13 protein-coding genes are annotated in these 14,570 nt (G+C 73.7%); 3 read left to right on the top strand and 10 right to left on the bottom strand.

Annotation, left to right across the window (positions count from 1 at the left end):
- Positions 1-437, bottom strand: a 437-nt coding sequence (locus tag BG482_RS41695) for a DUF2510 domain-containing protein (protein ID WP_141746679.1), incomplete at its 3' end; no start/stop codon positions are given.
- Positions 438-723: 286 nt separating this feature from the next.
- Here BG482_RS41695 and BG482_RS31390 point away from each other — a divergent pair.
- Complete coding sequence (locus BG482_RS31390) at positions 724-3,438, top strand: AAA family ATPase (protein ID WP_069772576.1); 2,715 nt, start codon at positions 724-726, stop codon at positions 3,436-3,438.
- A gap of 15 nt (positions 3,439-3,453) precedes the next feature.
- On the opposite strand, the gene pcaD is transcribed toward BG482_RS31390, so the two are convergent.
- Genes pcaD through BG482_RS31355 form a run of 7 tightly spaced genes read right to left on the bottom strand, consistent with a single transcriptional unit; the run spans position 3,454 to position 9,952 of the window.
- Positions 3,454-4,608 carry a 3-oxoadipate enol-lactonase gene (gene pcaD / locus BG482_RS31385; protein ID WP_069772575.1) on the bottom strand — a complete coding sequence of 385 codons (1,155 nt, stop codon included), beginning with the start codon at positions 4,606-4,608 and terminating at the stop codon, positions 3,454-3,456.
- Positions 4,605-5,933, bottom strand: coding sequence for a 3-carboxy-cis,cis-muconate cycloisomerase (pcaB, locus tag BG482_RS31380; protein ID WP_069772574.1), 1,329 nt, complete (start codon positions 5,931-5,933; stop codon positions 4,605-4,607). Before pcaB ends, pcaD begins: the two co-directional genes overlap by 4 nt.
- On the bottom strand, positions 5,930-6,535 hold the full coding sequence (gene pcaG, locus BG482_RS31375) for a protocatechuate 3,4-dioxygenase subunit alpha (RefSeq protein WP_069772573.1): 606 nt from the start codon (positions 6,533-6,535) through the stop codon (positions 5,930-5,932). The genes pcaB and pcaG overlap by 4 nt, the downstream gene beginning before the upstream one ends.
- A gap of 6 nt (positions 6,536-6,541) precedes the next feature.
- Positions 6,542-7,315 carry a protocatechuate 3,4-dioxygenase subunit beta gene (gene pcaH, locus BG482_RS31370; protein ID WP_069772572.1) on the bottom strand — a complete coding sequence of 258 codons (774 nt, stop codon included), beginning with the start codon at positions 7,313-7,315 and terminating at the stop codon, positions 6,542-6,544.
- A gap of 17 nt (positions 7,316-7,332) precedes the next feature.
- Complete coding sequence (locus BG482_RS31365) at positions 7,333-8,547, bottom strand: acetyl-CoA C-acyltransferase (protein WP_069772571.1); 1,215 nt, start codon at positions 8,545-8,547, stop codon at positions 7,333-7,335.
- Positions 8,544-9,197 carry a CoA transferase subunit B gene (locus tag BG482_RS31360; RefSeq protein WP_069772570.1) on the bottom strand — a complete coding sequence of 218 codons (654 nt, stop codon included), beginning with the start codon at positions 9,195-9,197 and terminating at the stop codon, positions 8,544-8,546. Before BG482_RS31360 ends, BG482_RS31365 begins: the two co-directional genes overlap by 4 nt.
- On the bottom strand, positions 9,197-9,952 hold the full coding sequence (locus BG482_RS31355; RefSeq protein ID WP_069772569.1) for a CoA transferase subunit A: 756 nt from the start codon (positions 9,950-9,952) through the stop codon (positions 9,197-9,199). The genes BG482_RS31360 and BG482_RS31355 overlap by 1 nt, the downstream gene beginning before the upstream one ends.
- A gap of 246 nt (positions 9,953-10,198) precedes the next feature.
- On the opposite strand from BG482_RS31355, the gene BG482_RS31350 reads away from it, so the two are divergent.
- Positions 10,199-10,663 carry a MarR family winged helix-turn-helix transcriptional regulator gene (locus tag BG482_RS31350; RefSeq protein WP_069772568.1) on the top strand — a complete coding sequence of 155 codons (465 nt, stop codon included), beginning with the start codon at positions 10,199-10,201 and terminating at the stop codon, positions 10,661-10,663.
- A 158-nt stretch (positions 10,664-10,821) separates the two neighbouring features.
- Here the strand turns inward: BG482_RS31350 and BG482_RS31345 are convergent, their stop codons facing one another.
- A complete protein-coding gene (locus tag BG482_RS31345) occupies positions 10,822-11,844 on the bottom strand; it encodes a DUF3048 domain-containing protein (RefSeq protein ID WP_079142388.1) in 1,023 nt (340 codons plus the stop codon).
- Positions 11,845-12,069: 225 nt separating this feature from the next.
- Here BG482_RS31345 and BG482_RS31340 point away from each other — a divergent pair, with 225 nt between their 5' ends.
- A complete protein-coding gene (locus tag BG482_RS31340; RefSeq protein WP_069772566.1) occupies positions 12,070-13,260 on the top strand; it encodes a zinc-dependent alcohol dehydrogenase in 1,191 nt (396 codons plus the stop codon).
- A gap of 182 nt (positions 13,261-13,442) precedes the next feature.
- On the opposite strand, the gene BG482_RS31335 is transcribed toward BG482_RS31340, so the two are convergent.
- Complete coding sequence (locus BG482_RS31335) at positions 13,443-14,519, bottom strand: ATP-dependent DNA ligase (protein ID WP_069772565.1); 1,077 nt, start codon at positions 14,517-14,519, stop codon at positions 13,443-13,445.
- Positions 14,520-14,570 lie beyond the last annotated feature (51 nt).

Here is a 14,570-nt window from a genome sequence, read left to right as displayed (position 1 = left end):
CGGCCGCCGGGCCCCTGGGCCGTGCCGCCGCCGCCCGAGCCGTCGTCCCGGGCCAGCGCGTACACGCCCACCCCGATGCTGGCCAGGACCGCGACGGCCGCGGCCACGGCTATGCCCGTGCGCAGTCCGCGCCGGCCGCCCGGGCCCGGCGGTGTCACGGGCTGCCCCGGGTATCCGGGATGACCGGGATACCCCGGCTGCCCCGGATATCCGGGGTATCCGGCGTATCCGGGCTGGCTCGGGTGGGGCGGTTGGGTCGGATATACCGGATCCGCGCCGTCGGCCGGGGTCTGCGCCGGCGGACCCCATGCGGCGGCCGAGCCCGCGGGGCGGGTCTGGTCCGTCCACGCCTTGCCGTCCCACCAGCGTTCGGTGGCTGGACCGTCATTCGTCTGCCCCGGGTCGGGGTACCACCCGGGAGGAGTCACCTGCGTCATGCCCCCACCGTAAGAGGCATCGGTGAAAGCCGGATGAGAGGGCCGCCGCCGCGTCCGCGTCCGCTCGGCGCGTCACCTTGCCGGGTTGGCGTGATTTCGACGTCAATTCGGTGCGTGTCACTCACTGTTGACGCCACGGAGCCTCTCGTGCAGGCCCGCCGGTGCGTCCCGGGCCGCCGCCCGTCACCCGTCGAGCGGGACCTGCGCGGACCACCCTCCACGAGGACCCGCGGAGGGCTACGCTCGACGTCTGTACGTCGTTCGGGCGACTTGGGGAGGTAGCGGGATGACGGAGGTCAGGCCGACGACGGCCGCCTCGGCTCCCCTGTGGGAGCGCGACGAGGAAGTCGCCGCCATCGCGCAGGCGGTGGAGAGGCTCTGCGCCGACCGGTCCTCCTCGGGCCACCTTCTGGTGCTCCGGGGCGAGGCCGGATTCGGCAAAACCGCGTTGCTGGCCGAGACACGTCGCATCGCCGAGGCCCGCGGCTGCGCGGTGTGGTCGGCCCGCGGCGGCGAGACGCTGCGGTCCGTCCCCTTCAACGTCGTACGGCAGTTGATGCAGCCCGCGCTGCTGTCGCTGCATCCCGAGGAGGCCCGCGAGTACCTCGGCGACTGGTACGACATCGCCGGCCCCGCCCTCGGCATCGCGGAGCCCGGCGAGGGCAATGCCGACCCGCAGGGCGTGTGCGACGGCCTCGTCGCCGCCGTGACCAGGCTGGCCCGCCGGGACTACCCGCTCGTCCTGCTGATCGACGACGCGCACTGGGTCGACCAGGAGAGCCTGCGCTGGCTCGCCGCGTTCGTCGAACGACTCGACGATCTGTCCGTCCTGGTCGTCGTGGCCCGCAGGCCCGGCGAGGTCAGGGGCGACGCAGCCCGTCACCTCGACGCCGTCGGCGAGGCCGCGGGCCGCGCCGTCACCAGCCTCAGCGCCCTGACCCCGGCCGCGGTCGCCGGCCTCACCCGCGCCACCCTCGGCCCGCACGCCGACGCCGCGTTCTGCCGCGAGGTGTGGGCGGTCACCGACGGCAACCCGTACGAGACCGTCGAACTCCTCGCCAAGGTCCGCGACAGCGAACTGGCGCCCAGCGAGTCCTCGGCGACCGAGCTGCGCCCCCTCAACCGCGCGGCCCGGGGCGGCGGACTCGTCGACCGCCTGGAGAAACTCGGCGTCGACGCCACCAAGTTCGCCATGGCTGCCGCGATCCTCGGCGCCGACATCTCCGTCGCCCAGGCCGCCCGGCTCGCCGGCCTCGGCCGCGACGAAGCGGTGCGCTGCGCCGAACTGCTGCGCAACGCCCGCATCCTCACCGAGCCCGACCCCGGAGCCGTCCCGGCGGACGACGGCGACCTGGAGTTCGTCCACCCGCTCATCGCCACCGCCGTGTACGACTCTATCCCCGGCGGTCTGCGCACCGCGATGCACGGCATCGCCGCCCAGGTCGTCACCGACGCCGGCAAGGGGCTCGCGGCCGCCTCCCGGCATCTGCTCCAGGTGCACGCGGAGGGCGACGAGGAACTCGTCGAGCAACTGCGCGAAGCCGCCCGCGAACACCTGGCCGTCGGCGCTCCCGACGCGGCCCGCCGCTGCCTGGAACGGGCCCTGCGGGAACCGCCGGTCCCCGACGCCCACGCGCGCGTGCTCTACGAACTGGGCTGCGCCACCCTGCTCACCGCGCCCGCCAAGACCATCGAGCACCTGCGCACGGCCCTGTCCCTGCAGGGCCTCGACGGGGACGAGCGCGTCGACGCCGTCTACCGCCTCTCCCAGGCGCTGCTGCACAACGACCAGATGGAGGAGGCCGTCCGCACGGTCGAGGCGGAGGCCGCCAGGCTCGCGCCGGGGCCCGCGCGGATGCGGCTGCAGGCCGTGCAGTTCATGTGGGAGGGCGTGAACGCGGGCGAACCGACCTCGCCGCACGGCTCGGAGAAGCTCGCCACGCTCGCCGCGACCTGCACCGGCCGGGACAACGCCGAGCGCGCCCTGCTCATCCTGCGCGGCTTCGACGCGATGACCCACGGCGAGAACGCCGAGGAGGTCGTCGAGTTCTGCGACCGCGCCCTGGTCAACGGCCGCCTCGCCCCCGGGCTCGGCTGGACCGACCAGGAGTGGGGCATCGAACTGCTGATGATGCTGGCCAGCTCCTACGCCTACACCGACCGGCTCGACCGCGCCGACGCCCTCTTCAACGAAGCCCTGCGCGCCTACGTCTCCGCCGGCTGGAGCGGCGGCCACCTCGCCCTGGCCCACGCCTACCTGGGACTGGGGCTGCGCCGCCGGGGCCGTCTGAAGGAGGCGGAGGAGTCGCTCCGGGAGTCCCTGCGACTCGCCGAACGCGTCGGCCGGGGCCTGCCCCTGTACTGGTCGGCGATCTGCAACCTGGTCGACACGTTGCTCGTCCGGGGCCATGTCGGCGAGGCCTGGGAGGTCGCCGAGCAGTACGGCTTCGCCCCGCCCTACCCGTCGACGATCGTGCTGCCCGACCCCCGCTCGGTGCGCGGCCGGCTGCTGCTCGCCGTCGGCCGCGTCAAGGACGGCGTCAACGAACTGGAGCAGGCCGAGAAGGCGGCCGCCGCGCGCGGCCACCTCAACCCGGTGATGGTCCCCTGRGCCGTCGACCTCGCCCGCGCCCTGGCCGTCGAGGACCCGGCCCGCGCGGCCCGGCTCGCCACCGAGGCGCGCCGCCAGGCCGAGCGCTTCGGCACCGACACCGCGATCGGCGAGGCCCTGCGCTGCGCCGCCGCCCTGGAGACCGGCCAGCGCGCGGTCCGCCTCGCCCAGCAGGCGGTCACCTATCTGGAGTCCTCGCCCTGCCAGTACGAACACGCGGCCGCCCGCGTCGAGTACGGCATCCTCTCGCGCTCGGTCTCCGAGCTCAGCCGGGGCCTGACGCTGGCGCGCTCGTGCGGCGCGGACGCTCTGACCGACAAGGCGCAGCAGGCCCTGCAGAGCCTCGGCGCACCCCAGGTGGGCCTGGTGCCCGGCCAGACCCGGCGGTAGCGCGAGAGCACCGGCTCAGTCGGTGTCGTGCTGCTCGGGTTCCGGGGCGTGCGGGGCGGCTTCCTCGGCCAGTACCCGTTGGGCCGTGGCGAACGCCGAGTTCGCGGCCGGGACTCCGCAGTAGACGGCCGTCTGGAGGAGGACGGCGCCGATCTCGTCCGGGGTCAGCCCGTTGCGCCGGGCCGCCCGCACATGCATGGCCAGTTCCTCGTAGTGGCCGTGCGCCACCAGTGCCGTGAGCGTGATCATGCTGCGTTCGCGGCGGCTGAGGGTCGGGTCGGTCCAGATCTCGCCCCAGGCGTAGCGGGAGATGAAGTCCTGATAGCGCGCGGTGAACGCGGTCTGCCGGGCCTGGGCCCGGTCCACGTGCGCGTCCCCGAGGACCTCGCGCCGGACCTCCATGCCCCGCTTGGCCCCGCCGTCGAGATGGGCCCGCAGCACGGTCAGCACGGCTTCGGGGCACTCGGCGGGGGCGAGATGCGAGGCGCCCGCGAGCTCGACCAGCGTGGCGTCCGGCACACCGTCCGCGATCTCCCGCAGATGCGAAGGCGGCGTCGCCGGATCCTGCCGGCCGGCGATCAGCAGCGTCCGCACGGAGATCTCCGGAAGCCGATCGCGCAGATCGAACGCGGCGAGCGCGTCACAGCACGCGGCGTACGCCTCGGGGTCGGCGGCACGATGGTCGGCGATCAGCTCCGGCGCGGTGAACCCGGGCGTGAACCAACGGGCGTTCGCGTTCCGGGCGAGCTCCGCCAGCCCCTCGCGGCGGACCAGAGCGGCCCGTTCCTGCCACGGGCCCGGCCCGTTGAAGTGGGCGGAGGAGCAGATCACCGCCAGCGACGACATCCGCTCGCGGTGGTGCAGCGCGAGATACAGCCCCACCGCGCCGCCCAGGGACACGCCCGCGTAGGCGAACCTCTCCAGGCCCAGTGAGTCGGCCAGGGCCAGCACCAGGCCGGCCAGATCGCCGACGGTGGCGCCGGGACCGATCAGGTCGGCGGCCGAACCGCCGTGTCCGGGCAGGTCCCAGCGGATCACCCGATGGGTGAGGGACAGTTCGGGCGCGACCTTGTCCCACAGGGCGTACGAGGCGCCCAGCGAGGGGCCGAGCAGCAGCGGGGGAGCGGAAGTCGGGCCCTCGGCACGGTGGTTGAGCAGCTTCTCGGTCAACGTCGCTCCAGCGCACGGTCGGTGAGGGCGCCCGCGGAGCCGGTGTAGCGGGCGGGGTCGGTGAGTTCGTCGAGGTCGACGTCCTCCAAGTCGGTTTCCTGGGCGAGGAGTTCGACGAGCGGACGGTTCTCCGCATAGGACCGCCGGGCCAGCTCGGTGAGGAGGGCCCGGGCGCGGCCACGGCCGAGCAGACCCGACAGCTCCGCCGACAGCCGCTCGGAGACGATCAGCCCGTGGGTGAGAGCGAGGTCGGAGCGCATCCGTTCCGGGTCCACCCGCAGCCCCGCGGCCAGCTCCGCCGCGTCCCGGGCGGCCCCGCCGACCAGTCGCAGCAGATCCCTGAGCGGCTCCCACTCGGCGTGCCACGCCCCGGCCGGGCGCTCGTCCTCCGCGACCAGCGAGCCGTACAGCGTGGCCGCGAGCTGCGGGGCACGCCGCGCGGCCGCCGCGATCAGCGTCGAGCGCACCGGGTTCGCTTTGTGCGGCATGGCCGAGGAGCCGCCCCCGCCGCCCTCGCCCACCTCGGCGATCTCGGTCCGGGCCAGGACGAGGACGTCCGTCGCGATCTTGCCCAGCGCGCCCGCCGTGAACGCCAGACAGGCGGCGAGGTCGGCGACGGGGGTGCGCAGCGTGTGCCACGGCAACACCGGTGCGACCAGGCCCAGTTCACGGGCGTACGCGGCCGTGAGCGCGGGCGTGTCCCGGGCGCCGTACGCCGTGAAGGCGGCCGCCGTCCCGGCCGCGCCGCCGAGCTGCGCGGGCAGCGAGTCCCGTACGGCCGTGATCCGGTCGCGGGCGTCCAGCACCAGGGAACGCCACCCCGCGGCCTTCAGCCCGAAGGTGGTCGGCACGGCGTGCTGGGTGAGGGTCCGTCCGGGCATCGCCGTGTCCCGGTGCGCGGCGGCGAGCCGGGCCAGCGCCCCCTGGGTGCGGTCGAGGTCGGCCAGCACCGGCTCGAGGGTCCGCGCCGCGACCAGCATCGTCGCCGTGTCCATGATGTCCTGGCTGGTGGCGCCCCGGTGCACGTACGGCCCGTACTCGGCGCCGGTCGCCTCGGTGAGATCGGCGACCAGCGGGATCACCGGGTTTCCGCCGCCGCGGGCGCGCTCGGCGAGGGAGCGCACGTCGAAGTCGCCGCGGGCGGCCGCGGTGACCGCCGCCCCGGCCCCCTCCGGGGCCGCGCCCAGCGCCTCCAGGGCGCGGGTCAGCGCGGCCTCCGCGTCCAGCAGAGCCCGCAGGTAGGCGTCGTCCCCGGTGCTACGGGCGGCGGGGGACTCGGTCCATCCCGGTGCGAGCAGACCGGATCCGGGCTGAGCAGCTGTCACTGGAACTCCAGGAAGACCGTCTCGCCTTCGCCCTGAAGACGGATGTCGAAACGGTAGGTCCCCGAGCGGTCGCGCGTCGCGATCAGCGTGTCGCGCCGCGCCGGGTCCACCCGCCGCAGCAGTGGGTCGGCGGCGAGCGCCGCCTCGTCGCCGGGCAGGTAGATCCGGGTGAACAGGTGGACCAGCAGCCCGCGCGCGAACACGCAGACGCTCACATAGGGCGCGCTCCGTCCGCGCGCGCCGGGCCGCAGGGTCCGTGCGGACCAGTGCCCGTCGGCGTCCGTCTGGACGCGGCCCCAGCCGGTGAACTCCACGCCGTTGCGGCCCAGGAACCCGCCGGACGCAGGGTCGCGTCGCATCGAGCCGTCGACCCGCGACAGCTCCCCGTCGGGATCCGCGCCCCACAGCTCCAGGAACGCGTCCGGCAGCGGGGAGCCCTCGCCGTCGTACACGTATCCGTGCAGGGTGATGGCGTCCGGATGGCCGAGCGGGGCGATGTCGCCGCCGCCGGGGAACGGCAGGGCATGGCCGTAGAAGGGGCCGACGGTGTGCGACGGGGTGGGGAGCACGGTCTGCGGACGGCTCGGGTCGATCTTCGTCATGGCGGCTCAGCGTCCTTCTTCGATCCAGGTGGCGCGCGGCCCGTCGAGCACGATGTCCCAGTGGTAGCCCATCGAGAACTCGGGCACCGACAGGCTGTGGTCGTAGGTGGCGACCAGTCGCTGCCGGGCCGCGTCGTCCGTCACCGACTGGATGATCGGGTCGTAGGGGAAGAGCGGGTCGCTCGGGAAGTACATCTGTGTGACGAGGCGTTGGGTGAAGGCCGTGCCGAACAGCGAGAAGTGGATGTGGGCCGGCCGCCAGGCGTTGAGGTGCTGTCGCCACGGGTAGGGGCCCGGCTGGACGGTGGTGAAGCGGTAGAAGCCGCTGTCGTCCGTCAGGGTGCGGCCCACGCCCGTGAAGTTCGGGTCCAGCGGCGCGTCGTGCTGCTCGCGCCGGTGGGCGTACCGGCCGGCCGAGTTGGCCTGCCAGATCTCGACCAGCTGACCGCGCACCGGACGCCCGTCGCGGTCCAGCACCCGGCCGGAGACGGTGATCCGTTCGCCGATCGGCTCGCCGTGGTGCTGCCGGGTGAGGTCGTTGTCGATCTCGGTGACGTCCCGCTCGCCGAAGGCGGGGGAGGCCAGCTCCACCAGCTCCGGATCCCTGCTGACGTCGATGGCGACCGGTGGCTGCTTCGGATGACGCAGGACGGACGAGCGGTACGGCGCGTAGTCGCGGCGCGGCTGGTGCTCGACGGGGGCGCCGTCGGCGAGCCGCTTCTCGTAGGCGGCATGCTCGGCCGCGATCTCTCGGTCGATGTCGGCTTGCGTGAGAGTCATGGGAGTTCCCGGGGTTCCTAGCGTTCGAGGACGAGGGCGAGGCCCTGGCCCACGCCGATGCACAGGGTGGCGACCCCGACGCCGCCGCCCCGGCGGGCGAGCTGGTGGGCGACGGTGCCGGCGAGACGGGCGCCCGAGGCGCCGAGCGGGTGGCCGAGGGCGATCGCGCCGCCCTGCGGGTTGAGGACCGCCGGGTCGAACTCGGGCCACTCGGCGACGCAGCCCAGCACCTGCGCGGCGAACGCCTCGTTGAGTTCGAGCACCGACAGGTCGTCGAAGCCGCGGCCGGCCTTGGCGAGTGCGCGGTGGACGGCCTCGACGGGGGCGAGCCCGAAGTACTGCGGGTCGATCGCGGACACCCCGGTCGCGGACACCCGGGCGAGCGGCTCGCGACCGGTCGCCCGGAGTCCCTCCTCGTCCACCAGCAGCAGGGCCGCGGCCCCGTCGTTCAGCGGCGACGCGTTGCCCGCCGTCACCGTGCCGTCCTGGACGCGGAACGACGGCTTCAGCCTGCCCATGGCCTCCAGCGAGGCGTCCGGCCGTATGCATTCGTCGGCGTCGAACACGAGCGGGTCGCCCTTGCGGCGCGGGACGGACACCGGCGCGAGTTCGGCGTCGAACAGGCCCGCCGCCCGGGCCGCGGCGGCCTTGCGGTGGCTGGCGAGGGCGTACTGGTCCTGCTGTTCGCGGCCGATCGCGTGCTTGTCGGCGATCAGTTCGGCGGACTCGCCGAGCGGGATCGTCCACTGCGGGGCCATCCGCGGGTTGACCATCCGCCAGCCCAGGGTCGTCGAGTACAGCTCGGCGTGTCCGGCGGGGAAGGCCCGGTCCGACTTCGGCAGCACGTACGGCGCGCGGGTCATCGACTCCACGCCGCCCGCGACGGCGACGGAGGCGTCCCCCACCGCGATCGCGCGGGCCGCCTGGATCACGGCCTCCAGGCCGGAGGCGCACAGCCGGTTGACGGTGACGCCCGGCACCGAGGTGGGCAGGCCCGCCAGGAGCGCGCCCATGCGCCCGACGTTGCGGTTCTCCTCACCGGCGCCGTTGGCGTTGCCGAAGTAGACGTCCTCGACCCGTGCGGGGTCCAACGCGGGGGTGCGTGCGAGGAGTTCACGGATGGCGTGGGCGGCGAGGTCGTCCGGGCGCACCGAGGCAAGGGCGCCGTCGTAACGGCCGATCGGGGTGCGGACGGCGTCGACGACGTAGACGGTCCTGAGGCCGGCGCTCATGACGGGACCTCCGTCTCCGCGGCGGTGCGGACCTTCGCCGCGGTCTTCGCCACGATCTCCTCGACGGTGACCCCCGGCGCGGTCTCCACCAGCGCCAGTCCCTCCTCCGTGACGTCCAGGACGCCGAGGTCGGTGATGATCCGGTCGACGCAGCGCCTGCCGGTCAGCGGCAGCGCGCAGTCGGCCAGGATCTTGGGGCTGCCGTCCTTGGCGGTGTGGGTCATGACGACGATGACCGTGCGGGCCCCGTGCACCAGGTCCATCGCGCCGCCGATGCCGGTGACCATCTTGCCCGGGACGGCCCAGTTCGCCAGGTCGCCGTGTTCGGAGACCTGCATCGCGCCGAGCACGGCGACGTCGATGTGGCCGCCGCGGATCATGCCGAAGGACAGCGCCGAGTCGAAGAAGGACGCGCCCGGCAGTACCGTCACCGTCTCCTTGCCCGCGTTGATCAGGTCCGGGTCGACCGCGTCCTCGGCGGGGTAGGGGCCGGTGCCGAGGATGCCGTTCTCGCTCTCCAGTACCACCTCGACGTCCGCGGGGAGGTGGTTGGGGATGAGCGTCGGCAGGCCGATCCCGAGGTTGACGTACTGGCCGTCCCTCAGCTCGCGCGCGGCGCGGGCGGCCATCTGTTCGCGTGTCCAGGCCATCAGCTGCTCACCGTCCGCTGTTCGATCTTCTTGTCGGCGGCCTGTTCGGGGGTGAGGGCGACCACGCGCTGCACGAAGACGCCCGGCACGTGCACCGCGTCCGGGTCGATCTCACCGGGCTCCACGAGCTGCTCGACCTCCGCGATCGTGACGCGGCCGGCCATCGCGGCGAGCGGGTTGAAGTTGCGGGCGGACTTGTTGAAGACCAGGTTGCCGTGGCGGTCGCCCCGGGCGGCCCGGACCAGCGCGAAGTCGGTGCGGATGCCGTGCTCCAGCACGTACTCCACCCCGTCGAACTCTCTGACCTCCTTCGGCGGCGAGGCCAGCGCGACGCCGCCCGCGCCGTCGTAGCGCCACGGCAGTCCGCCCTCGGCGACCTGTGTGCCCACCCCGGCGGGCGTGTAGAAGGCGGGGATGCCGGCGCCGCCGGACCGCAGCCGTTCGGCCAGCGTGCCCTGCGGGATCAGCTCGACCTCCAGCTCCCCGGCCAGGTACTGACGGGCGAACTCCTTGTTCGCGCCGATGTAGGAGCCGGTCACGCGGGCGATCCGCCCGGCGGCCAGCAGGACCGCGAGGCCCGACTCCATCGCGCCGCAGTTGTTGGAGACGACCGAGAGCCCGGTGACGCCCCGCTCGTACAGGGCCCCGATGAGGACGCCGGGCACGCCGCTCAGGCCGAAACCGCCCACTGCCAGCGACGCGCCGTCCGGCACGTCGGCCACCGCCTCCAGGGCTGTGGCGACCACCTTGTCCATCCGTGAAGCCCCCTCTCTTGTGTGCGTCCCTGCCCCAGTGCACGTGCTGGGGACACTGATGAAGAGAGGACCCAGATAATCAGGGCACTGAGTATCTCTCCGGGACCTGCCACACGCTGCCACCGGACACCGGACCAGTCAAGACCCCAGGCCGGAGCGCTGGCATGCATCGCCGGAAGGTGAGACGCGCTCGACCTCAAGCGGTATTGTTCAGTGCACCGACCAATTCCCAGCGGAGGAGCGCACATGGCCGCGGTGGACCTCACCAGCCACCCCGGGCACCTGGCCCGGCGGCTGCAGCAGGCGCACTACCTGCTGTGGAACACGATGGTCTCCGAGGAGATCACCTCGCCCCAGTTCGCGGTCCTCAACGCGCTCGTCGCCGAGCCTGGCCTCGACCAGCGCACGGTGGGGGAGCGGGTCGGCCTCGACCGCTCCACCGTCGCCGAGGTGATCAGCCGGCTCACCCGCCGGGCTCTGCTCGACAAGGTCCGCGACCCGCAGGACGGGCGCCGTTTCCTGCTGAGGCTCACCGAGGACGGGCTGCGCACCCACCGCAGGCTGACCGTGCGCACGGCCCGGATGAACCAGGTCTTCCTGTCCCCGCTGTCGGCCGAGGAACAGACCCTGTTCCTCGAACTGATCCAGCGCGTCGCGGACGCGGCCGAGGGACTGCGCAACCCTGCCGAACCCCTGGTAGGCCAGGGCTGACCGCGGATGGTCGGCCGGAGCCGACCGCGGATCCGGCCCACGGGACTCGACGCCCGCCCGGCCGGAACCCGCCGCCGCGACGGCGAAGCCGTTCACGGCGTCACCCGTCCCGACGGCGGACCCGCGCGCGGCGTGGCCCTGCGCAACGGCGGACCCGCTCACGGCGCCTTCGCGAACACCACCCACACCTGCCCCTCGGCGAACGCGACCGGCCGGCCGTCGGCTGCGGTGAACTCCGTGCCGTCCTCGGCCTTCGCCCGCTTCCAGTTCACGTCGTAGGCACGCCCGCCGCGCAGCACCTCCGCCTTCCCCGAGCCCACCGTCTGGGTGTACGGCGTGTTGTTGCCGAGGAAGTCGTGGAACCTCGAAGCGCGCACCCGCACGTACTGCACGACCACCGTGGCCGGGGCCAGCCGCTGCCCGTCGGTCGCCACGGTGGGCCTGCCGTCCGTCGAGACCAGCCAGCGGGCCCGGCTCGCGGACCAGGCGAAGGTGAATCCGGCCGCCGGGTACCGCACGGTCCGCGAGGTCTCGGCCCTGCCCCCGGAGGGCGCGGGGCCGAAACGGAAGCCCGTGGTCAGCGCGCCCTTGCCCGGCGCGGCGGGCAGCAGACGGCTCGGGCGCAGATACAGGTTGTGCGGCGCGGGCCGCTCCCCGCCCCGGAAGTAGGCGTCGGACTTCTTCCCGGGCGTCACGGCGTCCAGCGGGGCCCGGTCGATCAGCGGGAGCAGTTTGCTCTGCGCCCCGGAGTACGCCAGCACCGGCCGCTCGAACTGCCGCAGCAGCTCCAGATCGGACTCCCGGGCGCTGCGCACCGGCCCCACGGCCTTCGGCAGCCTGCTCGCGTACACCGCCATCAGCCGGCTCAGCCCGCCCTCGACCTGCTCGGCGTACACGACGTCCGCCGAGTCGAGGCCCGTCTGCGGACGGGCGTCCGGCGCGTTGTCGATCTTCACGGCGAGCACCGGACCGACGGCGGCGCCGGTGCCGGTCGGGCTGGGGCTGTGCGACGCGCTGCGGCCGTCGTCGGGCGGGGAGGACCCGCCCGACGAGGTGCAGCCCGCGGCCGCGAGCGAGACCGCCAGGGCGGCGGCCACCGCGGCCGCCGCTGTCGCCGCGGTGGGCGGACGCCGGGTGCGCCCTGTACGCGCCCCGCGTGTCGAGCGACTCGTGTCCGTCATGGGCACCCCCGTTCCGTGACTCGATTGTGCGCTCGCCCGTTCGAAAGTCGCCATCGGTGGCCATCGGTGGCCTCGGCGGGCGTCGAGGGCCTCGGAGTCCGTCGACGGCCCCGGTCGGCGGCCCGGCGGTTCGGGGCGGGGCGCTCGGGTACCCGGGGCGCAGCCACGATCCGGGCCCCCGGACCTGCCGGGGGAGCGCCCGGACGGCGGAAGGAGCGCGGCACGATGAAGGCAGTGACCTGGCAGGGCAAGCGCGACGTGCGGGTGGACACCGTGCCGGATCCCACGATCCAGGAACCGACGGACGCCGTCATCCGCATCACGTCCAGTGGACTGTGCGGCTCGGACCTGCACCTCTACGAGGTGCTCACCCCGTTCATGACCCCCGGCGACATCCTCGGCCACGAGCCGATGGGCATCGTCGAGGAGGTCGGCGCCGCGGTGCCCGACCTGCGGGCCGGCGACCGGGTGGTGGTGCCGTTCCAGATCGCCTGCGGCGGCTGCTGGATGTGCCTGAACGGGCTGCCCACCCAGTGCGAGACCACCCAGGTCACCGGCGAGGGCATGGGCGCCGCCCTGTTCGGCTACACCCGCCTGTACGGCGCCGTGCCCGGGGCGCAGGCCGAGTATCTGCGGGTGCCCCAGGCCCAGTTCGGCCCCATCAAGGTGCCCGAGGGCCCGCCCGACGACCGGTTCGTCTACCTCTCCGACGTCCTTCCCACCGCCTGGCAGGCGGTCGCCTACGCGGACATCCCCGAGGGCGGCAGCGTGGCCGTGCTCGGCCTCGGCCCCATCGGCGACATGGCGTGCCGGGTCGCTCAGGTGCGCGGCGCGGGCCGGGTGTTCGGCGTGGACCTCGTGGGCGACCGGCTGCGCCGGGCCCGCGCGCGAGGCGTGGAGGCGTTCGACCTGCGCAGCTTCGACAGCGAGAAGGAGCTCGTCGACGCCATCCGTGACGAGACCGACGGCCGCGGCCCGGACGCCGTGATCGACGCCGTCGGCACCGAGGCGCACGGCAGCGCCGCCGCCCGCATGATCCAGAACGCCTCCGCCCTGCTGCCGCGCAAAATCAGCGGCCCCCTCGCGGAACGGTTCAGCGTCGACCGCCTCGCCGCCCTGCACACCGCCATCGAACTGGTGCGCCGCGGCGGCACCCTCTCGCTGGTCGGCGTCTACGGCGGCATGGCCGACCCGATGCCGATGCTCACGATGTTCGACAAGCAGATCCAGATCCGCATGGGACAGGCCAACGTGCGCCGCTGGAGCGACGAGATCCTGCCGTACCTCACCGACGAGGACCCCCTCGGCGTCGACGATTTCGCCACCCACCGCGTGCCGCTCTCGGACGCCCCGCACGCGTACGAGATGTTCCAGCGCAAGCAGGACGGCGCGGTCAAGGTCCTGATGACCCCCTGAGCCACCGGACCGCTGCCCGGCTCCCCGAACCCGGCGGCTCGTGGGCTCGTGGGCCGGACGGTCTTCCGGCCCCGGAGCCTGTGGGTCCGCCGCTTCGGCTCGCGGGCCCGTCGGCGGGAGTCCGGTCTGCGGTTCGGCCGGCGGTTCGGCGGGAATTTCGAGGTTCGGCTGGCGCGTAGGGCTCAGCCCGCGGGCGGCGCACCCAGGATCTCCGCCAGGTCGTAGCGGACCGGCTCCTCCAACTGAGCGTACGTGCAGCTGAGCGCGGTCCGGTCCGGCCGCCAGCGGCGGAACCGGGCCGTGTGCCGAAACCGCGCCCCGTTCTCCATGTGGTCGTACGCCACCTCGGCGACGCGCTCGGGCCGCAGCGGCACCCAGGACAGGTCCTTCTTGCCCGACCAACGGCTCGGCGCGCCCGGCAGCCGGGCCGTCTCATGGGCGGCCTCCTGCGACCAGGCCGCCCACGGGTGTCCGGACGCGTCCGCCAGGCGCAGCGGCTCCAGCTCCTCGACCAGCTCCGCCCGCCGCTTCATCGTGAACGCGGCGGACACGCCGACATGCTGCAGCACGCCCCCGTCGTCGTACAGGCCCAGCAGCAACGAGCCCACCACCGGCCCGCTCTTGTGGAAGCGGTACCCGGCGACGACGACGTCGGCGGTGCGTTCGTGCTTCACCTTGAACATGGCCCGCTCGTCCTGGAGGTAGCGCAGGGCGAGCGGCTTGGCGATCACGCCGTCGAGGCCCGCGCCCTCGTACTCCTCGAACCACTGCCGGGCCACCTCGACGTCCGTCGTCGCCGGCGCCAGGTGCACGGGCGCCCTCACCCCGGTCAGGGCACGTGTCAGCAGCTCGCGCCGGTCGGTCAGCGGCACGTCGAGCAGTGACGTGTCGGTCAGCGCCAGGAGGTCGAAGGCCACGAACGAGGCCGGCGTCCGCTCGGCGAGCGTGCGCACCCGGGAGGCCGCCGGATGGATGCGCTCGGTGAGGGCGTCGAAGTCGAGCCGCCCCTCCCGGGCGATCACGATCTCCCCGTCCAGCACGCACCGCATCGGCACCCGCTCCCGCAGCGCCTCCACCAGCTCGGGGAAATACCTGGTCAGCGGTTTTCCGGTGCGGCTGCCCAGCTCGATCTCGTCCCCGTCGCGAAACACGATCGCCCGGAAGCCGTCCCACTTCGCCTCGTACTGCATGCCCGGCGGGATGGCCGCCACCGACTTGGCGAGCATCGGCTTCACGGGCGGCATCACCGGCAGATCCATGCTCCGATTCTGCGCGAGGTTCACAGGGATCGCCCGGTATGCGTGGTGACG

Origin of the sequence: Streptomyces sp. LUP30 (genome assembly GCF_001746365.1) — a bacterium.
GTDB lineage: Bacteria > Actinomycetota > Actinomycetes > Streptomycetales > Streptomycetaceae > Streptomyces.
The sequence above is the reverse complement of the archived record's forward strand: the minus strand, read 5'-3'. Positions and strand labels throughout refer to the sequence as shown.